This window comes from Vibrio paucivorans (genome assembly GCF_054053395.1).
On the sequence record NZ_CM133230.1, the window covers coordinates 549,188 to 566,013 of the forward strand.

General features: G+C 45.5%; 14 protein-coding genes. 9 read left to right on the forward strand and 5 right to left on the reverse strand.

The window, feature by feature from the left end; all coding sequences use genetic code 11:
• The first annotated feature begins 83 nt into the window (after positions 1–83).
• From dapB to ACXABW_RS02690, 4 genes are all read left to right on the forward strand, one after another.
• Positions 84–893 carry a 4-hydroxy-tetrahydrodipicolinate reductase gene (gene dapB / locus ACXABW_RS02675; protein ID WP_252029545.1) on the forward strand — a complete coding sequence of 270 codons (810 nt, stop codon included), beginning with the start codon at positions 84–86 and terminating at the stop codon, positions 891–893.
• A gap of 479 nt (positions 894–1,372) precedes the next feature.
• A complete protein-coding gene (carA, locus tag ACXABW_RS02680) occupies positions 1,373–2,512 on the forward strand; it encodes a glutamine-hydrolyzing carbamoyl-phosphate synthase small subunit (RefSeq protein ID WP_457523875.1) in 1,140 nt (379 codons plus the stop codon).
• Between the two features lie 16 nt (positions 2,513–2,528).
• Positions 2,529–5,759, forward strand: coding sequence for a carbamoyl-phosphate synthase large subunit (carB, locus tag ACXABW_RS02685; protein WP_265686442.1), 3,231 nt, complete (start codon positions 2,529–2,531; stop codon positions 5,757–5,759).
• A 203-nt stretch (positions 5,760–5,962) separates the two neighbouring features.
• On the forward strand, positions 5,963–6,742 hold the full coding sequence (locus ACXABW_RS02690; protein WP_265686443.1) for a TSUP family transporter: 780 nt from the start codon (positions 5,963–5,965) through the stop codon (positions 6,740–6,742).
• Here the strand turns inward: ACXABW_RS02690 and ACXABW_RS02695 are convergent.
• The 5 genes from ACXABW_RS02695 to mtnN all read right to left on the reverse strand — a co-directional run bounded on the left by ACXABW_RS02695 (position 6,693) and on the right by mtnN (position 10,829).
• Positions 6,693–7,538 (reverse strand): LysR family transcriptional regulator, encoded by an 846-nt coding sequence (locus ACXABW_RS02695; protein ID WP_265686444.1) that lies wholly within the window; start codon positions 7,536–7,538, stop codon positions 6,693–6,695. The two genes, ACXABW_RS02690 and ACXABW_RS02695, sit on opposite strands and share 50 nt — an antisense overlap.
• Positions 7,539–7,654: 116 nt before the next feature.
• Positions 7,655–8,275: a TRIC cation channel family protein gene (locus tag ACXABW_RS02700; RefSeq protein WP_252029554.1), complete on the reverse strand. Its 621-nt coding sequence runs from the start codon at positions 8,273–8,275 to the stop codon at positions 7,655–7,657.
• Between the two features lie 71 nt (positions 8,276–8,346).
• Positions 8,347–9,165: a vitamin B12 ABC transporter substrate-binding protein BtuF gene (gene btuF, locus ACXABW_RS02705; protein ID WP_457523877.1), complete on the reverse strand. Its 819-nt coding sequence runs from the start codon at positions 9,163–9,165 to the stop codon at positions 8,347–8,349.
• On the reverse strand, positions 9,166–10,119 hold the full coding sequence (locus ACXABW_RS02710) for a cobalamin biosynthesis family protein (protein WP_265686447.1): 954 nt from the start codon (positions 10,117–10,119) through the stop codon (positions 9,166–9,168). It lies immediately after the preceding gene.
• An 11-nt stretch (positions 10,120–10,130) separates the two neighbouring features.
• Positions 10,131–10,829 carry a 5'-methylthioadenosine/S-adenosylhomocysteine nucleosidase gene (gene mtnN / locus ACXABW_RS02715; RefSeq protein WP_265686451.1) on the reverse strand — a complete coding sequence of 233 codons (699 nt, stop codon included), beginning with the start codon at positions 10,827–10,829 and terminating at the stop codon, positions 10,131–10,133.
• 231 nt (positions 10,830–11,060) lie between these two features.
• Between mtnN and rpsO the strand changes: the two genes are divergently transcribed.
• The 5 genes from rpsO to ACXABW_RS02740 all read left to right on the forward strand — a co-directional run bounded on the left by rpsO (position 11,061) and on the right by ACXABW_RS02740 (position 16,812).
• Positions 11,061–11,330 (forward strand): 30S ribosomal protein S15, encoded by a 270-nt coding sequence (gene rpsO, locus ACXABW_RS02720; RefSeq protein ID WP_010450057.1) that lies wholly within the window; start codon positions 11,061–11,063, stop codon positions 11,328–11,330.
• A gap of 324 nt (positions 11,331–11,654) precedes the next feature.
• The gene (pnp, locus tag ACXABW_RS02725) at positions 11,655–13,787 is read left to right on the forward strand and encodes a polyribonucleotide nucleotidyltransferase (RefSeq protein ID WP_265686454.1); all 2,133 of its coding nucleotides are present in this window, start codon (positions 11,655–11,657) and stop codon (positions 13,785–13,787) included.
• Between the two features lie 134 nt (positions 13,788–13,921).
• Positions 13,922–14,854, forward strand: a complete 933-nt coding sequence (nlpI, locus tag ACXABW_RS02730) for a lipoprotein NlpI (protein WP_457523880.1) — start codon at positions 13,922–13,924, stop codon at positions 14,852–14,854.
• Between the two features lie 120 nt (positions 14,855–14,974).
• Positions 14,975–15,394 carry a MarR family winged helix-turn-helix transcriptional regulator gene (locus ACXABW_RS02735; protein WP_457523882.1) on the forward strand — a complete coding sequence of 140 codons (420 nt, stop codon included), beginning with the start codon at positions 14,975–14,977 and terminating at the stop codon, positions 15,392–15,394.
• A gap of 74 nt (positions 15,395–15,468) precedes the next feature.
• Positions 15,469–16,812 (forward strand): MATE family efflux transporter, encoded by a 1,344-nt coding sequence (locus tag ACXABW_RS02740; protein ID WP_457523884.1) that lies wholly within the window; start codon positions 15,469–15,471, stop codon positions 16,810–16,812.
• Positions 16,813–16,826 lie beyond the last annotated feature (14 nt).

A 16,826-nucleotide genomic window follows, 5' to 3' on the forward strand; every position in this document is an offset into this window, starting at 1 on the left:
TAGTTTATGTAGACAATTTCAATGAGAACTCGATAGACCCGTGTTATTAGGGGGAGAGTTCAATATCAACGGAGAACAACGCAGTGGTTAGAATTGCGATTGCAGGAGCAGCAGGCCGAATGGGCCGAAACCTCGTTAAAGCAACTTATCAAAATCAGGAGGCACTGATCGGTGCAGGCTCTGAGCGTCCAGAATCGTCACTAGTTGGCGTCGATATTGGTGAGCTATGTGGTGAGGGGAAAATCGAGGTAACACTAACCGATAATCTCGAAAAGTCCATTGCAGATTTTGATGTCATCATCGACTTCACTGCTCCTGTGAGCACACTTGCGAACATCGAGTTGTGTAAGAAACATGGTAAGAAAATTGTCATAGGTACAACTGGTTTCAGTGATGAAGAACGAGCTCAAATTGACGCTGCTGCTAAAGATATCGCAATTGTGATGGCACCCAACTACAGTGTTGGGGTAAACCTTGTCTTCAAGCTGTTAGAGAAAGCTGCTAAAGTGATGGGCGAGTACTGCGATATCGAGATTGTTGAAGCACACCACCGTCATAAGGTTGATGCACCGTCTGGTACAGCAATTGGTATGGGTGAAGCCATTGCGGGAGCTATGGGTAACCAGCTCAATGATGTTGCTGTATATGCTCGTGAAGGAATTACTGGTGAGCGTACCAAGGATGAGATTGGCTTCGCAACGATTCGAGCTGGCGATATTATTGGAGAGCATACTGCAATGTTTGCTGATATCGGTGAGCGTGTTGAAATTACCCATAAAGCGACAGATCGTATGACCTTTGCTAATGGTGCTGTGAAAGCGGCTGTCTGGCTGAACGGAAAGCAAAGTGGTTTCTTTACTATGACAGATGTTCTTGGATTGAACGAACTTTAATACATAATTATGCGCCAGCTTTTGCTGGCGTTTTTATTCTACCTTTCTATGCTATTCGATATTTAGCTGAGCTACATTTCATTTATTTCCCTCCTTTACCTTTGTGTTTTGCGTGTTCTGATGTGTTTTTTATTAAAACCCTTAAAAGTGTGGTTAATCTTTGCTTGATTAACGTTTGCGCAAATTAACAAATAAATTTTGTGATCTTGGTTTTCCTAATCCTTGGCTAAAAATCCCAAATTGCAATTTGATGTAATTATAAGGCCTGTAAAGTTACTGTTTTGGAGGCTTTAAGCGGTTTTTAATGTAGATCCCCTAAAGTTTAATTTTATTTATCGACAAATATTGACAGCAATCAAGACCATCATTAGAATACCGCCAATTTGTCTAATTTCCATAAACACGCAGTTTTGGGTGTTGCAGGAAGGTAGATTTGCAAATTAAATCAATTTTAATGCATTTTTATTCTGGAGGTTGTCTTGAGTAAGTCAGCACTGCTAGTCCTAGAAGATGGGACAGTATTCCACGGTGAATCCATTGGCGCGGAAGGTTTCGCAGTTGGAGAAGTCGTTTTTAATACCTCGATGACGGGGTACCAAGAAATCCTCACTGATCCTTCCTATTCTCAACAAATCGTTACTCTCACTTACCCTCACATTGGCAATACCGGAACCAATTCCGAAGACGAAGAATCTTCTTCCATTCATGCTCAAGCCCTTGTGATTCGCGATCTCCCTCTCATCGCTTCTAATTTCCGTAATGAACAATCCCTTTCTGATTACCTAAAATCGCAAAATGTTGTCGGCATTGCTGATATTGATACGCGTAAGCTAACTCGTATTCTACGCGAGAAAGGTGCACAGAACGGTTGTATCGTAGCGGGCAATAACATTGACGAAGCTTTGGCTCTAGCTAAAGCAAAAGAATTCCCTGGCCTGAAAGGTATGGACCTTGCGAAAGAAGTTACAACAAAAGAAGCGTATCAATGGAAACAAGGTTCGTGGACGCTTACGGGTGGACTTCCTGAAGCGAAAGCAGACTCAGAATTGCCATACCACGTTGTTGCTTATGACTTCGGTGCAAAACGAAACATCCTGCGCATGCTCGTTGACCGCGGTTGCCGCCTAACCGTTGTTCCTGCTGAAACTTCTGCTGAAGAAGTGCTTGCACTGAACCCAGACGGCGTATTCCTTTCAAATGGCCCTGGTGACCCAGAACCATGCACTTACGCAATTGAAGCGACAAAAGTGTTCCTAGAAAAAGGCTTACCAATCTTCGGTATCTGTCTAGGCCACCAAATTCTTGCTCTTGCGTCAGGCGCTAAGACAGTGAAGATGAAGTTTGGTCACCACGGGGCAAACCACCCAGTTAAAGATTTAGATCGTGATGTTGTGATGATTACTTCACAAAACCACGGCTTTGCTGCTGATGAAGAGACGCTACCTGCGAATCTACGTGCAACGCACAAGTCACTATTTGACGGTTCTCTGCAAGGTATCCACCGCACAGACAAGCCAGCATTTAGCTTCCAAGGTCACCCAGAAGCGAGCCCAGGTCCAGAAGACGCAGCGCCGCTATTCGACCACTTCATTGAACTAATTAAACAGCACACAGCGTAATTCGGAGTAGTAGACAATGCCAAAACGTACTGACATTAAAAGTATTCTAATTCTAGGTGCTGGCCCGATCGTAATCGGCCAAGCATGTGAGTTCGATTACTCTGGTGCTCAAGCTTGTAAAGCGCTTCGCGAAGAAGGTTACCGAGTTATTCTTGTAAACTCGAACCCAGCGACCATCATGACTGACCCAGACATGGCAGATGCAACTTACATCGAGCCTATCCAATGGGAAGTTGTTCGCAACATCATTGCGAAAGAGAAGCCAGATGCAGTTCTACCTACAATGGGTGGTCAAACAGCTCTTAACTGTGCACTAGACCTAGAGAAGCACGGCGTTCTAGAAGAGTTCGGTGTAGAGATGATTGGTGCAACGGCTGACGCTATCGATAAAGCAGAAGACCGTTCTCGTTTCGATAAGGCGATGAAGTCTATCGGTCTAGAGTGTCCACGTGCTGATACTGCGAAAACCATGGAAGAAGCTTACGCTGTTCTAGATATGGTTGGCTTCCCTTGTATTATCCGTCCATCATTCACTATGGGTGGTACTGGCGGTGGTATCGCATACAACAAAGAAGAGTTCGAAGAGATTTGTCGTCGTGGTCTGGACCTGTCTCCAACCAACGAGCTTCTAATCGATGAATCTCTAATCGGTTGGAAAGAGTATGAGATGGAAGTGGTTCGTGACAAAGCGGACAACTGTATCATCGTATGTGCGATTGAAAACTTTGACCCAATGGGCATCCACACGGGTGACTCAATCACAGTTGCACCAGCACAGACGCTAACAGACAAAGAATACCAACTGATGCGTAACGCATCTCTAGCAGTACTGCGTGAGATTGGTGTTGAAACGGGTGGTTCTAACGTACAGTTTGGTATCAACCCAAAAGATGGCCGTATGGTTATCATCGAGATGAACCCACGTGTATCTCGTTCTTCTGCACTAGCATCTAAAGCGACAGGTTTCCCAATCGCTAAGATTGCAGCGAAACTGGCTGTGGGTTACACATTAGATGAACTGCAAAATGACATCACAGGTGGCGCAACACCAGCATCATTCGAACCAACAATCGACTACGTAGTTACTAAGATTCCTCGTTTTAACTTCGAGAAATTTGCAGGTGCTAACGACCGTCTAACGACGCAAATGAAGTCTGTTGGTGAAGTTATGGCTATCGGCCGTAACCAACAAGAATCTCTACAAAAAGCACTTCGCGGCCTAGAAGTTGGCGCGACTGGCTTTGACGAAATGGTTGACCTAGATGCGCCAGACGCACTAACAACAATTCGCCACGAACTAAAAGAAGCGGGCGCAGAGCGTATTTGGTACATCGCGGATGCATTCCGTGCGGGTATGTCTGTAGATGGCGTATTCAACCTAACGCAAATTGACCGTTGGTTCCTAGTTCAAATCGAAGACATCGTTAAGCTTGAGCAAGAACTTAAAGCGAAAGGCTTTGCTGGTCTGAACAAAGACGAGCTAAACAAGCTGAAGCGTAAAGGTTTTGCGGATGCACGCCTATCTAAGATTCTAGGTGTAGCGGAAAGCGAAATCCGTCGTCTACGTGACCAATACGATATCCACCCAGTGTACAAGCGTGTTGATACGTGTGCGGCTGAGTTCTCTTCAGACACGGCTTACATGTACTCATCTTACGATGACGAGTGTGAAGCAAACCCAACAGACAAAGACAAGATCATGATTCTTGGTGGCGGTCCAAACCGTATCGGCCAAGGTATTGAATTTGACTACTGTTGTGTACACGCATCTCTAGCGCTACGTGAAGATGGCTTTGAGACTATCATGGTTAACTGTAACCCTGAGACTGTTTCTACGGACTACGATACATCTGACCGTTTGTACTTCGAACCAGTAACTCTGGAAGATGTACTAGCAATCGCTCGCGTTGAGAAGCCGAAAGGCGTTATCGTTCAGTACGGTGGTCAAACACCACTTAAACTGGCTCGTGCACTTGAAGCGGCTGGCGTGCCAATCATTGGTACTAGCCCAGATGCAATCGACCGTGCAGAAGACCGTGAGCGTTTCCAAGTGGCTGTTGACCGTCTAGGTCTTCTACAGCCAGAAAACGCGACAGTCACGACGATGGAGCAAGCGGTAGAAAAATCTCGTGAAATCGGTTACCCGCTGGTTGTACGTCCTTCTTACGTACTGGGTGGTCGTGCGATGGAAATCGTATACGACGAGCAAGACCTACGTCGCTACTTCAACGAAGCAGTAAGCGTATCGAATGAATCTCCAGTTCTTTTAGATAGCTTCCTAGATGACGCAGTAGAAGTGGATATCGATGCTATCTGTGACGGTGAGCGTGTGGTTATCGGCGGGATCATGGAGCACATCGAGCAAGCAGGTGTTCACTCAGGTGACTCAGCATGTTCTCTTCCTGCATACACGCTAAGCCAAGAAATCCAAGACGTAATGCGCGAGCAAGTTGAAAAGCTGGCGTTCGAGTTGGGTGTTCGTGGTCTAATGAACACGCAGTTCGCTGTTAAGAACAACCAAGTATACCTAATCGAGGTTAACCCTCGTGCAGCACGTACGGTACCGTTCGTATCTAAAGCAACTGGCGCACCAATCGCTAAGATTGCGGCACGTGTAATGGCGGGTCAATCGCTAGAGTCTCAAGGCTTTACCAAAGAAATCATCCCACCTTACTACTCCGTGAAAGAAGTGGTACTTCCATTCAACAAGTTCCCAGGTGTTGACCCATTATTAGGCCCAGAAATGCGCTCTACTGGTGAGGTTATGGGTGTTGGTGCAACGTTCGCAGAAGCTTACTCTAAAGCTGAGCTAGGTTGTGGCAATGTTTACCCAGAAGGCGGCCGTGCACTTCTTTCTGTTCGCGAAGGCGACAAAGAGCGCGTTGTAGACCTAGCATCTAAGCTTTCTAAGCTTGGCTACCAGCTAGACGCAACACATGGTACAGCAGTGATTCTTGGCGAAGCAGGCATCAACCCACGTCTAGTAAACAAGGTACACGAAGGTCGCCCTCACATTCTTGACCGTATCAAGAACAACGAGTACACCTACATCGTGAACACTGCAGCTGGCCGTCAAGCGATTGAAGATTCTAAAGTTCTTCGTCGTGGTGCACTGGCTGAGAAAGTGAACTACACCACCACGCTAAACGCGGCATTCGCAACTTGTATGGCTCATACGGCTGACGCTAAAACGACAGTAACGTCTGTACAAGAATTGCATGCGCAAGTGAAAGCATCTGAAGCGTAATTCAGATTAACTTTGCTTAATAAAAGCCCGCTCTTTTGAGCGGGCTTTTTTGTTTCGCTGTAATAGAAATAAATTGATGAATAACGTGAACGATTTAATTGATGAAAATTTGGAATGAATTACTGTCTACGGTTTCGTTATTGCTCGAAGTGACATGGTGATACTGTAGCCCGAAATACACACTCATCGCATGGCACCCTCTGATGGAACTCACCTTAGAAATACTAACGATCTTATTCTTTGTAGCGACTGCAGCCGGGTTTATTGATGCGATGGCTGGGGGAGGCGGTTTATTGACCTTGCCAGCGTTGTTGGCAGCGGGTGTGCCGCCCACCCAAGCTCTTGCTACGAATAAACTACAAAGCTCTTTTGGTAGCTTTTCAGCCAGCTGGTACTTCGTGCGAAATGGCATCGTCAGTGTGAAAGAAATGCGCCTTGCCATAGTGTGTACTTTTGTTGGTTCAGCTGTTGGCGCCGAGTTGGTTCAGTATATTGATGCCAGTCTTCTCACTAGCATCATTCCCGTGTTACTTATCGCGATTTCGATGTACTTCTTATTGGCACCACAAACGAAAGCACATAAGGGTAAACAGACGATCTCAGAAGCGACATTTGCTTTCTGTGTAGGTGGTGGTGTCGGATTCTATGATGGCTTTTTTGGCCCAGGAACAGGCTCGATATTTACAGTGTGTTTTGTTGCGATAGGTCACTTTTCGCTGGTGGATGCCACCGCTCGCACCAAGGTTTTGAACTTCACATCGAATATTGCAGCGCTACTGTTTTTTATCTTGGCTGGGCTACCTATTTGGGAGTTGGGCTTGGTCATGGCGGTAGGTGGGTTCATTGGCGCTCAACTCGGCGCTAAGGTTGTAGTGACGAAAGGACAGAAATGGATTCGCCCTCTTGTTATTGTCATGTCGATGCTAATGGCCATTAAACTGCTTTGGGAACAGCATCAGCAATGGCTTCTATCAATGTTTTGACCCTTGGTGACTGATAGCGACTGGGTCTCACGCATATATGAATAGGCCTGATAAGGTGCTCCAACTCCGGAAAGTAATGGCAGCATTGTGGTTCTATATTTAGTGTTCTGATGATGGAAAGCGGAATAAGCGCTGGCGCGGTTCCGCCTAATGCTAATTGGGCGGCTGCGGTATAGGCATCCATTTCCATAATGGGTTTTATGCCTAATTTTTCGAGTGTGCTGAGCTGATAGCTATTGGCTGGGTTGGTTAAATCATTAGTGATGATTGTTTTGGGCAGTTCGGTGAGTGGAGTGTGGCTTACGATGGCGAAAGGTTCGTCAAATAGGTGGAAAGTCATTAGTCCATGATGTGGTGGCAGCAAGCCTGCACAAAGCCCAAGTGTCGCTTTTCCCGATTGAACATGCTCGATGATTCTAGGCGTATGGTTGGTGGTGATTGACAGGTATTTATCGCGCTGAAGATAGTCACCGATGGTTTTTCCTAAATAACCTGCAATTAAAGACTTCGAGCTATCCAGCTTAATCAGCGAAGTATCTTCTAATTGCTGTTGCTCATATATCAACCCTCTCAATTCACTAAAAGTTGGGCCAATATTCTCAATCAGTGCCACTCCATCGGGCGTCAATTTTATCGAGCGACCTGAAGGCTCAATCAGCTTTTTACCTAGCTTCTTTTCAAGGTTCGCAATTCGCTTACTGACGGCTGACTGGCTGATGTATAACTGACTGCCTGTGCGGCTCATCGTTTTATACTTGCTTAATACCAGCAGTGTTTCAATCCCTTCTAAAAGCATGGTCTCTGATGAAAATTAGGAATGGATAATAGCAATGTAACCAATGTAATGGACGATTGCTAGAGTGGGGTATTTAGAGAGGAAAGAGGCTCTACCTTGAAGTAGAGCCCGAAGAACTATTTATTTATCGCAAATGTGGGCAGCGACAAATGCCAGCGGATCGCACCGAGGCGAATAATAAGTGTCGAAAATACACCCGCCATGAAAGCAGTGGAGTTGTCGTAACCCATGCTAAGTGCAGTGGTATGGAAAATACCACCGACAATACAGGCCGTAGCGTACACTTCACTTCGAAGTACCATTGGGACCTCACGTGCTAGTACGTCACGAATAATACCGCCGCCACAACCAGTAATAACGCCCATGATAATGGCAACCAAAGCAGAGTCTTGGAATGTCAGCGATTTCTCTACACCAATGCCGACAAATACCGCTAAACCAATCGCATCACACACAGGAAGGATCCACCAGGCCAAGCGTTTTGGGCGGCGTATGATCACCATAGTAAGAAGACAAGTAGACAAAATAACCCACAAATATGTGGTGTCGGTTATCCAGAACACGGGAGTTGCGCCTAGGGCCATGTCGCGAATGGTTCCACCGCCGATAGCGGTTACACTTCCTAGTACAGCGACACCAAAAGGATCCATCTTTAGTCGACCTGCCAAGAGAACACCGGAAATGGCAAAAACAGCGGTTCCGAATAAGTCGATAATATAAAGCAGCATGGAGTCCATGTTACTGAGTACTCTTTGTTTATTTTCAGCGGAATTATGGCTCGAATTGTACGGATTTTTATCGCTGAGCGTTAGCTTTTTCGGCGGATGGATTCAAAGTGCTGACACACCTGCTCAATGGCTTTTAACGTACGTGGAGTCGGGCGGTTTATCCAGTCTGAGTTAAGTGTCCAAATGTGCTGTTCTTTTACCGCTGGGATCTGTTGCCAACTTGCCCACATGTTACCGTTTTCTAACGCATGCTGAGAGGTAAATATAGCTTCAGGTTTGGCTAACACAACTTGTTCGATACCCACTTGAGGGTAAGGTAGGGCGCTGTTCTGAAAGATGTTTTCTCCACCACAGAAAGAGAAAACCTCACTTGGCCACTTATTTTGTGCCAAAGTTATGATTGGCTTTTCACTCAATTGGTAAAAATAACGGATTGTTTGCTCGGTTTGGTAGCGAGACTTTATCTCAACCAGTTGCTGTCTAAACTGGTCGGCGTTTTGTTTCCCTATACTAGGGTCATCGCTGTATTGACTCAGTTGCTCTATGTTTGTAGCGATGTCTTCGAGGCTGTTGGTTTGAGAGTAATAGATGTTGAAGCCGAATTGCTTGAGTTTTTCCAACTCCTTAGTCGGGTTTCCTGCTGGCCATGCGATGATCAGATCGGGTTGGAGCGCTATGATGCGCTCAAGCTTCATTCCTTGATAGTTTGCGACTCTTTCTAGTTGCTTTGCTTGTTCGGGAAAGTCACTTCTCTCACTCACCGCTACCAGTTTGTCGCCTAATCCCGCTGCGTAGGCTATCTCGGTTGCGTGAGGCGCTAGGGATATTATTTTTTCCACTGTCTGGGAATACGCAAAAGAAGTGAAGAGTAGAGTGATGAACGTTAGATGGCGTAGCATCTAGAAACCTCGATAAACGATAAAAAGAAGGATACTTTGCAGGGCAATCCAAGCAAACAGGCGCCATGCTAAAAGCTTTTGCAATTGAGCTAAGTGAATTGCCGCAGGGGCGATTCTTCCGCCGATTTTTGCTCTTACGGCTTTACGCTTTTCATAGATAGCGGGGCCGCCAAGCGCAAGCTCCAGTTTTCCACCGACAGCAGTCAGTAACCAAGCAGGCCCCGGTAATGGCCAGCTAGCACTTTGTGCCAGTATCAGTTTGAAACTATGAGAAGCGCGATTGCCAGCAACGATCATTAAAGAGAACAAACGCAGTGGTACGTAGTCGAGTACAGCCACTGCGCGAATAACTGGAATACCAAAAGGAGAATACTGCTGACGAGAAGGGGACCAGGCTCTTGCTAATTCAGCAGTGAGCCGATAAACCAGAGCTCCGCTACCACCGGCAATTGCGTACCAGAATAACACGCAAACCACATTACGGCCGTAGCCCATAATAATGGTCTCAGCACCTGCTTTACCTAGTCCTAACGGAGATAGGCTTGAGGTTTCGCGGTTGACGATTGGAGCAAGTAGGCTGCGGGCGAGTTTTTTATCGTCTTTAGCTAATGCTAGAGTGAGCTCACTGGCCAGTTTTTCAGTACTACGCCAATCAATGGCAAGCAACAGCAGCGCTAACTCAAACAGTTGAGGCTGCCAAACAAGTGGTTTGAGTGCCCATAAAACGAGCAAAGCAGGAATGGTCATGAGTAACCAAGCTAACGTCCCTGAGATGATGCTTTGTGAATAGCTTGTGTTGGTGTTGACTTTATCTGCGAGTTGTTCGGCGAACTTATGCCAAAGAGTGGCTGGGTGCGCTTGCCTTGGAATGGGTAAGATTAGATGAAACAGCAATGCACCCCACATGACGAGGAGTGCACCATTTGCGTAAAACTGATTAAAAAATTCGTCCATGAATTGTTCGATTATGATTTAAGTATGTCGACCATTTTAATCACCATTTCTGACGAACTCTGTGCAGCCAGTGGCAAGAATTCTTCAAAGCTCATCGGTGACTCTTTATCTGCGACGTCTGAAATAGCGCGCACTACGACGAACGGAACATTAAACTGATGACAAGCTTGTGCAATGGCAGATGCTTCCATCTCAACGGCGATTACAGTTGGAAAGTGCTTGCGAATGAAGTCCTGGCGTTCTGCAGTGCATACAAAAGCATCACCTGTACAAATCAAACCACGAACGGCGTGCTTGTCTTCCATAAGTGTTAGTGCTTTTTCCGCTACATCCATGAGTTTGCTGTCTGCAATGAATGCTGCAGGTTGGCCGGCCATTTGACCCATCTCGTAGCCAAATGCAGTGACATCAGCGTCGTGGTGGCGAACTTCTGTTGAAATCACCACATCTCCAAGATTAAGCGAAGAATCAAATCCGCCTGCAGAGCCGGTATTGATAACCACATCTGGCTGATATTCATCAAGCAAAATCGTCGTGCCAACAGCCGCTGCAACTTTACCGATACCAGATTGAAGCAATACAACCTCTACACCGTTTAGTTGGCCTGCAAAAAAGGTACAGCCTGCTTTATTGACGGTTTCACAGTTCTCGATAGCTTGTTTAAGAATCTTAACTTCTTGTTCCATTGCACCGATGATGCCGATTTTCATACTCAATCCTGTTCATTGATAAATAGATGTTTAATGGCGGTAAGTGTAACAGAAAAGGCCAATAACGGAATATTTTGCCTATGGTTGACTAAGGTCGAGAGACCTTAAAATAGCGACTCAAATTACCTATTGCTTAAGCTATGTACATCCCCTATAATTCGCGCTTCTCGTGTCGGCTGAATCAGAGATTGGCTGGCACAAATATTAACCTACTCTTATTAGGAGAGAATTATGTCTCTGAATGCAGAAACTAAAGCAGCAATCGTTGCTGAATACGCTCAAGGTGAAGGCGATACTGGTTCACCAGAAGTTCAAGTAGCTCTACTTACAGCTTCTATCAACCACCTACAAGGTCACTTCAAAGCGCACAAAGGCGATCACCACAGCCGTCGTGGTCTTCTACGTATGGTTTCTCGCCGTCGTAAGCTTCTTGACTACTTGAAAGGCAAAAACCTTTCTCGTTACCAAGATCTAATCAAGCGTCTAGGCCTACGTCGCTAATCAGCGGCTGCATAGAACAGTTTGTCGAAAAAGGGGCTTTTAGCCCCTTTTTTGTTGCCTGCTACTTACTTTTGGTTGGTATGGCTTAGCCAAACCGAATTTATCCCGCTATAATACGCACGGTAAAATTCCAATCGGGATTTTACACGCAATTACTCATAGCATTACAGTCAACCAAGTCGACCAAAAGGTCGCGACTATTAAAAGTGAACTCACCCTATATCTGTAGTTTGTTTTTACTAGTCGCGATTTGTAATGCCTTGAGCTTTTATCAAAATCATCTGAGCCTTCTAAATAAGAATGGCTGAGACACAAGGAATAACAATGTTCGAAAAACCAGTTGTTAAAACGTTCCAGTACGGTAACCACACGGTTACTCTAGAAACTGGCGTTATCGCACGTCAAGCTACGGCTGCAGTTATGGTAACAATGGACGATACTTCAGTATTCGTTTCTGTTGTTGGTAAAAAAGAAGCCGTTGAAGGTCAAGACTTCTTCCCGCTAACAGTAAACTACCAAGAGCGTACTTACGCTGCAGGTAAGATCCCTGGTGGTTTCTTCAAGCGTGAAGGTCGCCCTTCTGAAGGTGAGACTCTAACGGCTCGTCTAATCGACCGTCCTATCCGTCCGCTTTTCCCTGATGCTTTCAAAAACGAAGTACAAGTTATCGCGACAGTAATGTCTGTAAATCCAGACGTTCAGCCTGACATGGTAACAATGATCGGTACATCAGCAGCGCTTGCTATCTCTGGTATCCCGTTCAACGGACCAATCGGTGCAGCACGTGTTGGCCACATTGACGGTCAACTAGTTCTTAACCCGAGCAACACTGAGCTAGAAACTTCTAAGCTAGACCTAGTGGTAGCGGGTACTGAAGGCGCTGTTCTTATGGTTGAGTCTGAAGCAGACAACCTAACAGAAGAAGAGATGCTATCTGCAGTTGTATTTGGTCATGATCAACAGCAAGTTGTTATCAACGCGATCAACGAGTTCGCAGCTGAAGTTGCTACTCCTGCATGGGATTGGGTTGCTCCAGAAGAGAACACTGCGCTTAACACTCGTATTGCTGAACTAGCAGAAGCTAAATTAGTTGAAGCGTACCAAATCACAGAGAAAATGACTCGTTACGACCGCATCCATGAGATTGCTGCTGAAGTTAACGAAGTACTAGTATCTGAAAACGAAGAAGTGAACCTAAAAGAAGCTCACTCTATCTTCCACGATCTAGAGAAAACAGTAGTACGTCGCAGCATCATCGCGGGTAACCCACGTATCGATGGCCGTGAAAAAGACATGGTTCGTGCACTAGACGTGCGTACTGGTGTTCTTCCACGTACACACGGTTCTTCGCTATTCACTCGTGGTGAAACTCAGGCTATCGTTACCGCTACTCTTGGCACACAACGTGATGCTCAAATCATCGATGAGCTGACAGGTGAGCGTAAAGATCACTTCCTACTACACTACAACTTCCCTCCATACTGTGTAGGCGAAACTGGTTTTGTAGGTTCTCCTAAGCGTCGTGAAATCGGCCACGGTAAACTGGCTAAGCGTGGTATTGCTGCAGTAATGCCATCTGTAGATGAGTTCCCATACACAGTACGTGTAGTATCAGAAATCACAGAATCTAACGGTTCTTCTTCAATGGCTTCTGTATGTGGTACGTCTCTAGCACTTATGGATGCTGGTGTTCCAATTAAGTCTTCTGTTGCGGGTATCGCAATGGGTCTTGTTAAAGAAGGCGATGACTTCGTTGTTCTTTCTGACATCCTTGGTGACGAAGACCACCTAGGTGACATGGACTTTAAAGTAGCAGGTACTAACACTGGTATCACTGCACTTCAGATGGATATCAAGATCGAAGGTATCACTAAAGAGATCATGCAAATTGCTCTTAACCAAGCGCAAGGTGCACGTAAGCACATCCTATCTGTAATGGATGAAGCTATCTCTGGTGCTCGTGAAGATATCTCTGAGTTCGCTCCGCGTATTCATACAATGAAGATCAGCGCAGAGAAGATCAAAGACGTTATCGGTAAAGGTGGTGCAGTTATCCGCGCTCTAACTGAAGAGACTGGTACAACTATCGAAATCGAAGACGACGGTACAATCAAGATTGCTGCAACTGAAGGTACAGCTGCGAAAGAAGCTATCCGCCGTATCGAAGAGATCACTGCTGAAGTTGAAGTAGGCCGTATCTACACTGGTAAAGTTGCACGTCTAGCGGACTTCGGTGCGTTCGTTACTATTCTTCCTGGTAAGGATGGTCTAGTACACATTTCTCAAATCGCGGACAAGCGCATCGAGAAAGTGTCAGACTACCTATCTGAAGGCCAAGAAGTTCAAGTTAAAGTACTTGAAATCGACCGCCAAGGCCGTGTTCGTCTAAGCATGAAAGAAGCGGTAGAAAAGCCAGCTGAAGAAGCAGCAGACAACGCTGCACCAGAAGCTGAGTAAGCCTAGCGCGTAAATCAGTGGAGTGAGGGGATAGTTACCTATTTCACTGAAAGCATGTTATAAAGGGAGCATTATCGCTCCCTTTTTTTATGCGGATTTGTCAGTCAGATACTGACCTACAGGAGTATCAATTTGTGAAATGGTTTCGAACCGCAGCAGTTAGTGCTTTTTTATTGGTAACAGCAGGTTGTGCATCAACCTCGAGCTCAGATCAAAGTGAGCAGTGGGTATACCCTCCGATGGCGGTACCTCTTCAAGCAAGTGTGCAGCAGGAAGTACAAATAGCTCGCTTAACGCAATTACTTCAACGTACTGATTTAAATGATGAAGTGCGAGCGAAGATGTATTACGAACGTGGTAACTACTATGATAGCGTTGGTCTACGTGACTTAGCTCGTTTGGATTTCAATCAGTCACTTTCGCTCAATCCTGCTCAGCCAGATATCTTTAACTTGCTTGGTGTGTACTTTACTCAAGTTGGTGAATTTGATGCTGCGTATGAAGCATTCGATTCAACGTTAGAGTTAGATCCTGAAAACTCTTATGCGGAGCGTAACCGCGCGATCGCTCTGTATTACGGTGATCGTAATGAACTTGCGTTTGAGGATATGACGAAGCACTTTGAAGAAGATCCAAGCGATCCGTTCCGTGCATTATGGTTGTATATCATTCAGTCGGAACTTGATCCGGTACAAGCCAAGGCTGATCTTCTAAGTCGTTATGAAGAGCGCAATGAAGAGTGGGGCTGGGTGCTGGTTGCCCTGACTTTAGATCAAATCGCTGAAGAGCAAGCATTTAAAGCGATTCTGACAGGAACCCGTGATAATACCTTGTTAGCACAGCGCTTAACTGAAGTGTACTTTTACTTAGGTAAGCGTTACCAAAGTGAAGGGGATTTCGCTAGTGCCGTGTCATTGTATAAGTTAGCGCTGGCCTCCAACGTATTTGAATATGTTGAGCATCGATACTCTTTCCTAGAGCTCAGCCGAATTTACAATGAGGTAAAGGCAGAGCAGGTAGCGAAAGCAAAGCAGCAAGCTGAACAAGAGCAAGCTAAGTCGGAATAGCCCGTAACCAATGTATAAAAAAGCCGCCTGTAAGGCGGCTTTTTTATTTTTAGCTAGGTGACATTGGTTAAAAGTACCGCTAAAATAGTTAGCTTAACTAACTAAATCATTGAGTGGCGCATGGCACTGGAATCAAATTTAGAGAAGCTAGAACGTTTTTCTTCTAAAGTATGGCGTAAATACAGTAAAGAAGATCCTCTTTGCCACTTAAGCTTTAATGAATACGATTACCTTAAAGTCGTGCAATGTGCACCAGAGCCAATTCGTTTGACTGATTTAGCCAGTGAGATGGAGGTGTCTAAACCTTCTGCTTCAAATATGATTAAACGCCTTGAAAGAAAAGGTCTGGTAGCTCGAATCGACTGTGAGCAAGACGCTCGTTCAAAACGATTTGTGTTAACAAAAACCGCCTTGGAACATTTAAGTTACGAAACCAAGGTGTATCAAATTATCGCGGAAAAAGTATCTAAAGGATTAGAGAGTGCGGAAGTAGAGCAACTGAATACGTTGCTCAACAAAGTTCTGAAGCACTACAACTAACCAACTACGAATTGTGTAGTGTTAGTGTCGAATAATAGTTAGCTATGCTAACCAATATTTTAAAGAGAAATTTCATGTCGCAATCTATTTACCGCCAGTTTTGGCGCTATACCATTCCAACCGTCGCGGCGATGTTGGTCAACGGCCTATATCAGGTGGTTGATGGGATCTTTATCGGCCAATACGTTGGAGCTGATGGTTTAGCTGGCATCAACGTGGCGTGGCCAATCATTGGTACCATTTTAGGTATTGGTATGCTGGTGGGGGTGGGTACAGGAGCATTGGCTTCAATTAAGCAAGGGGAAGGAGATAACTCTTCTGCTAAACAAATCCTCACAACCGGACTAATACTGCTGTTAATTCTGGCACCTGTAGTTTCGATAACATTGTACGCATTTGCCGATGATTTCTTGCTGTGGCAAGGCGCGCAAGGGCGAGTGTTTGAACTTGGTTTGCAGTATTTACATATACTGATTTTTGCCAGCGCGTTCACGTTGGGTTCGATTGCGATGCCATTTCTGCTGCGTAACGACGACAGTCCTAACTTAGCGACATTGTTGATGGTGGTGGGTGCCGTGATCAACATTGCACTCGATTATGTGTTTATTGTCTGGTTGAACTGGGAGCTCACTGGTGCTGCACTCGCGACGGCATTTGCACAGTTTGTTGTGACGTTATTGGGAGTGGGTTATTTCTTCTCTTCTCGTGCAAAACTGCGATTGAGCCGCCGATGTATTCGTTTACGTGCAGACTTAGCGCCTAAAATTGGGGCGATTGGAGCGTCTAGCTTCTTTATGTATGCCTATGGCTCTGTCATGGTTGCGCTGCATAATGCACTGTTTGCTCAATACGGCAGCTCTATTCTAATTGGTGCTTATGCAATTCTAGGCTACATAGTAACGGTTTACTATCTGACAGCAGAAGGTATCGCAAATGGTATGCAGCCCTTGGTGAGTTTTAACCACGGAGCTAGGAATCAAGATAACATTAACAAGTTGCTGAAGGTGGCAATGAGTGCTTCTGTACTGGGTGGATTGGCATTTGTAATAATACTGAACCTATTCCCATACCAGTTTGTTTCTGTCTTCAATTCAACCGATCAAGAGCTAATCGATGGTGCCGTTTGGGGAATTCGCCTGCATATGTTTGCTCTGTTCTTAGATGGATTTTTGGTGGTTGCAGCGGCTTATTACCAAGCGGTGAATAGAGGCAGCAAGGCGATGTTTGTGACAATAGGTAATATGCTTGTGCAGTTGCCGTTCTTGTTCATCCTGCCAAAACTATGGGGCATTACAGGGGTTTGGCTAGCCTTCCCATTGTCGAATATTGCACTGAGTTTGGTAGTACTCACTATGCTCTGGAAAGACATACAACGAGCGAACCAACAAAGCTATCAACCTGCGACCGTCGCAGGCTAAGAGAAAATAAAAAG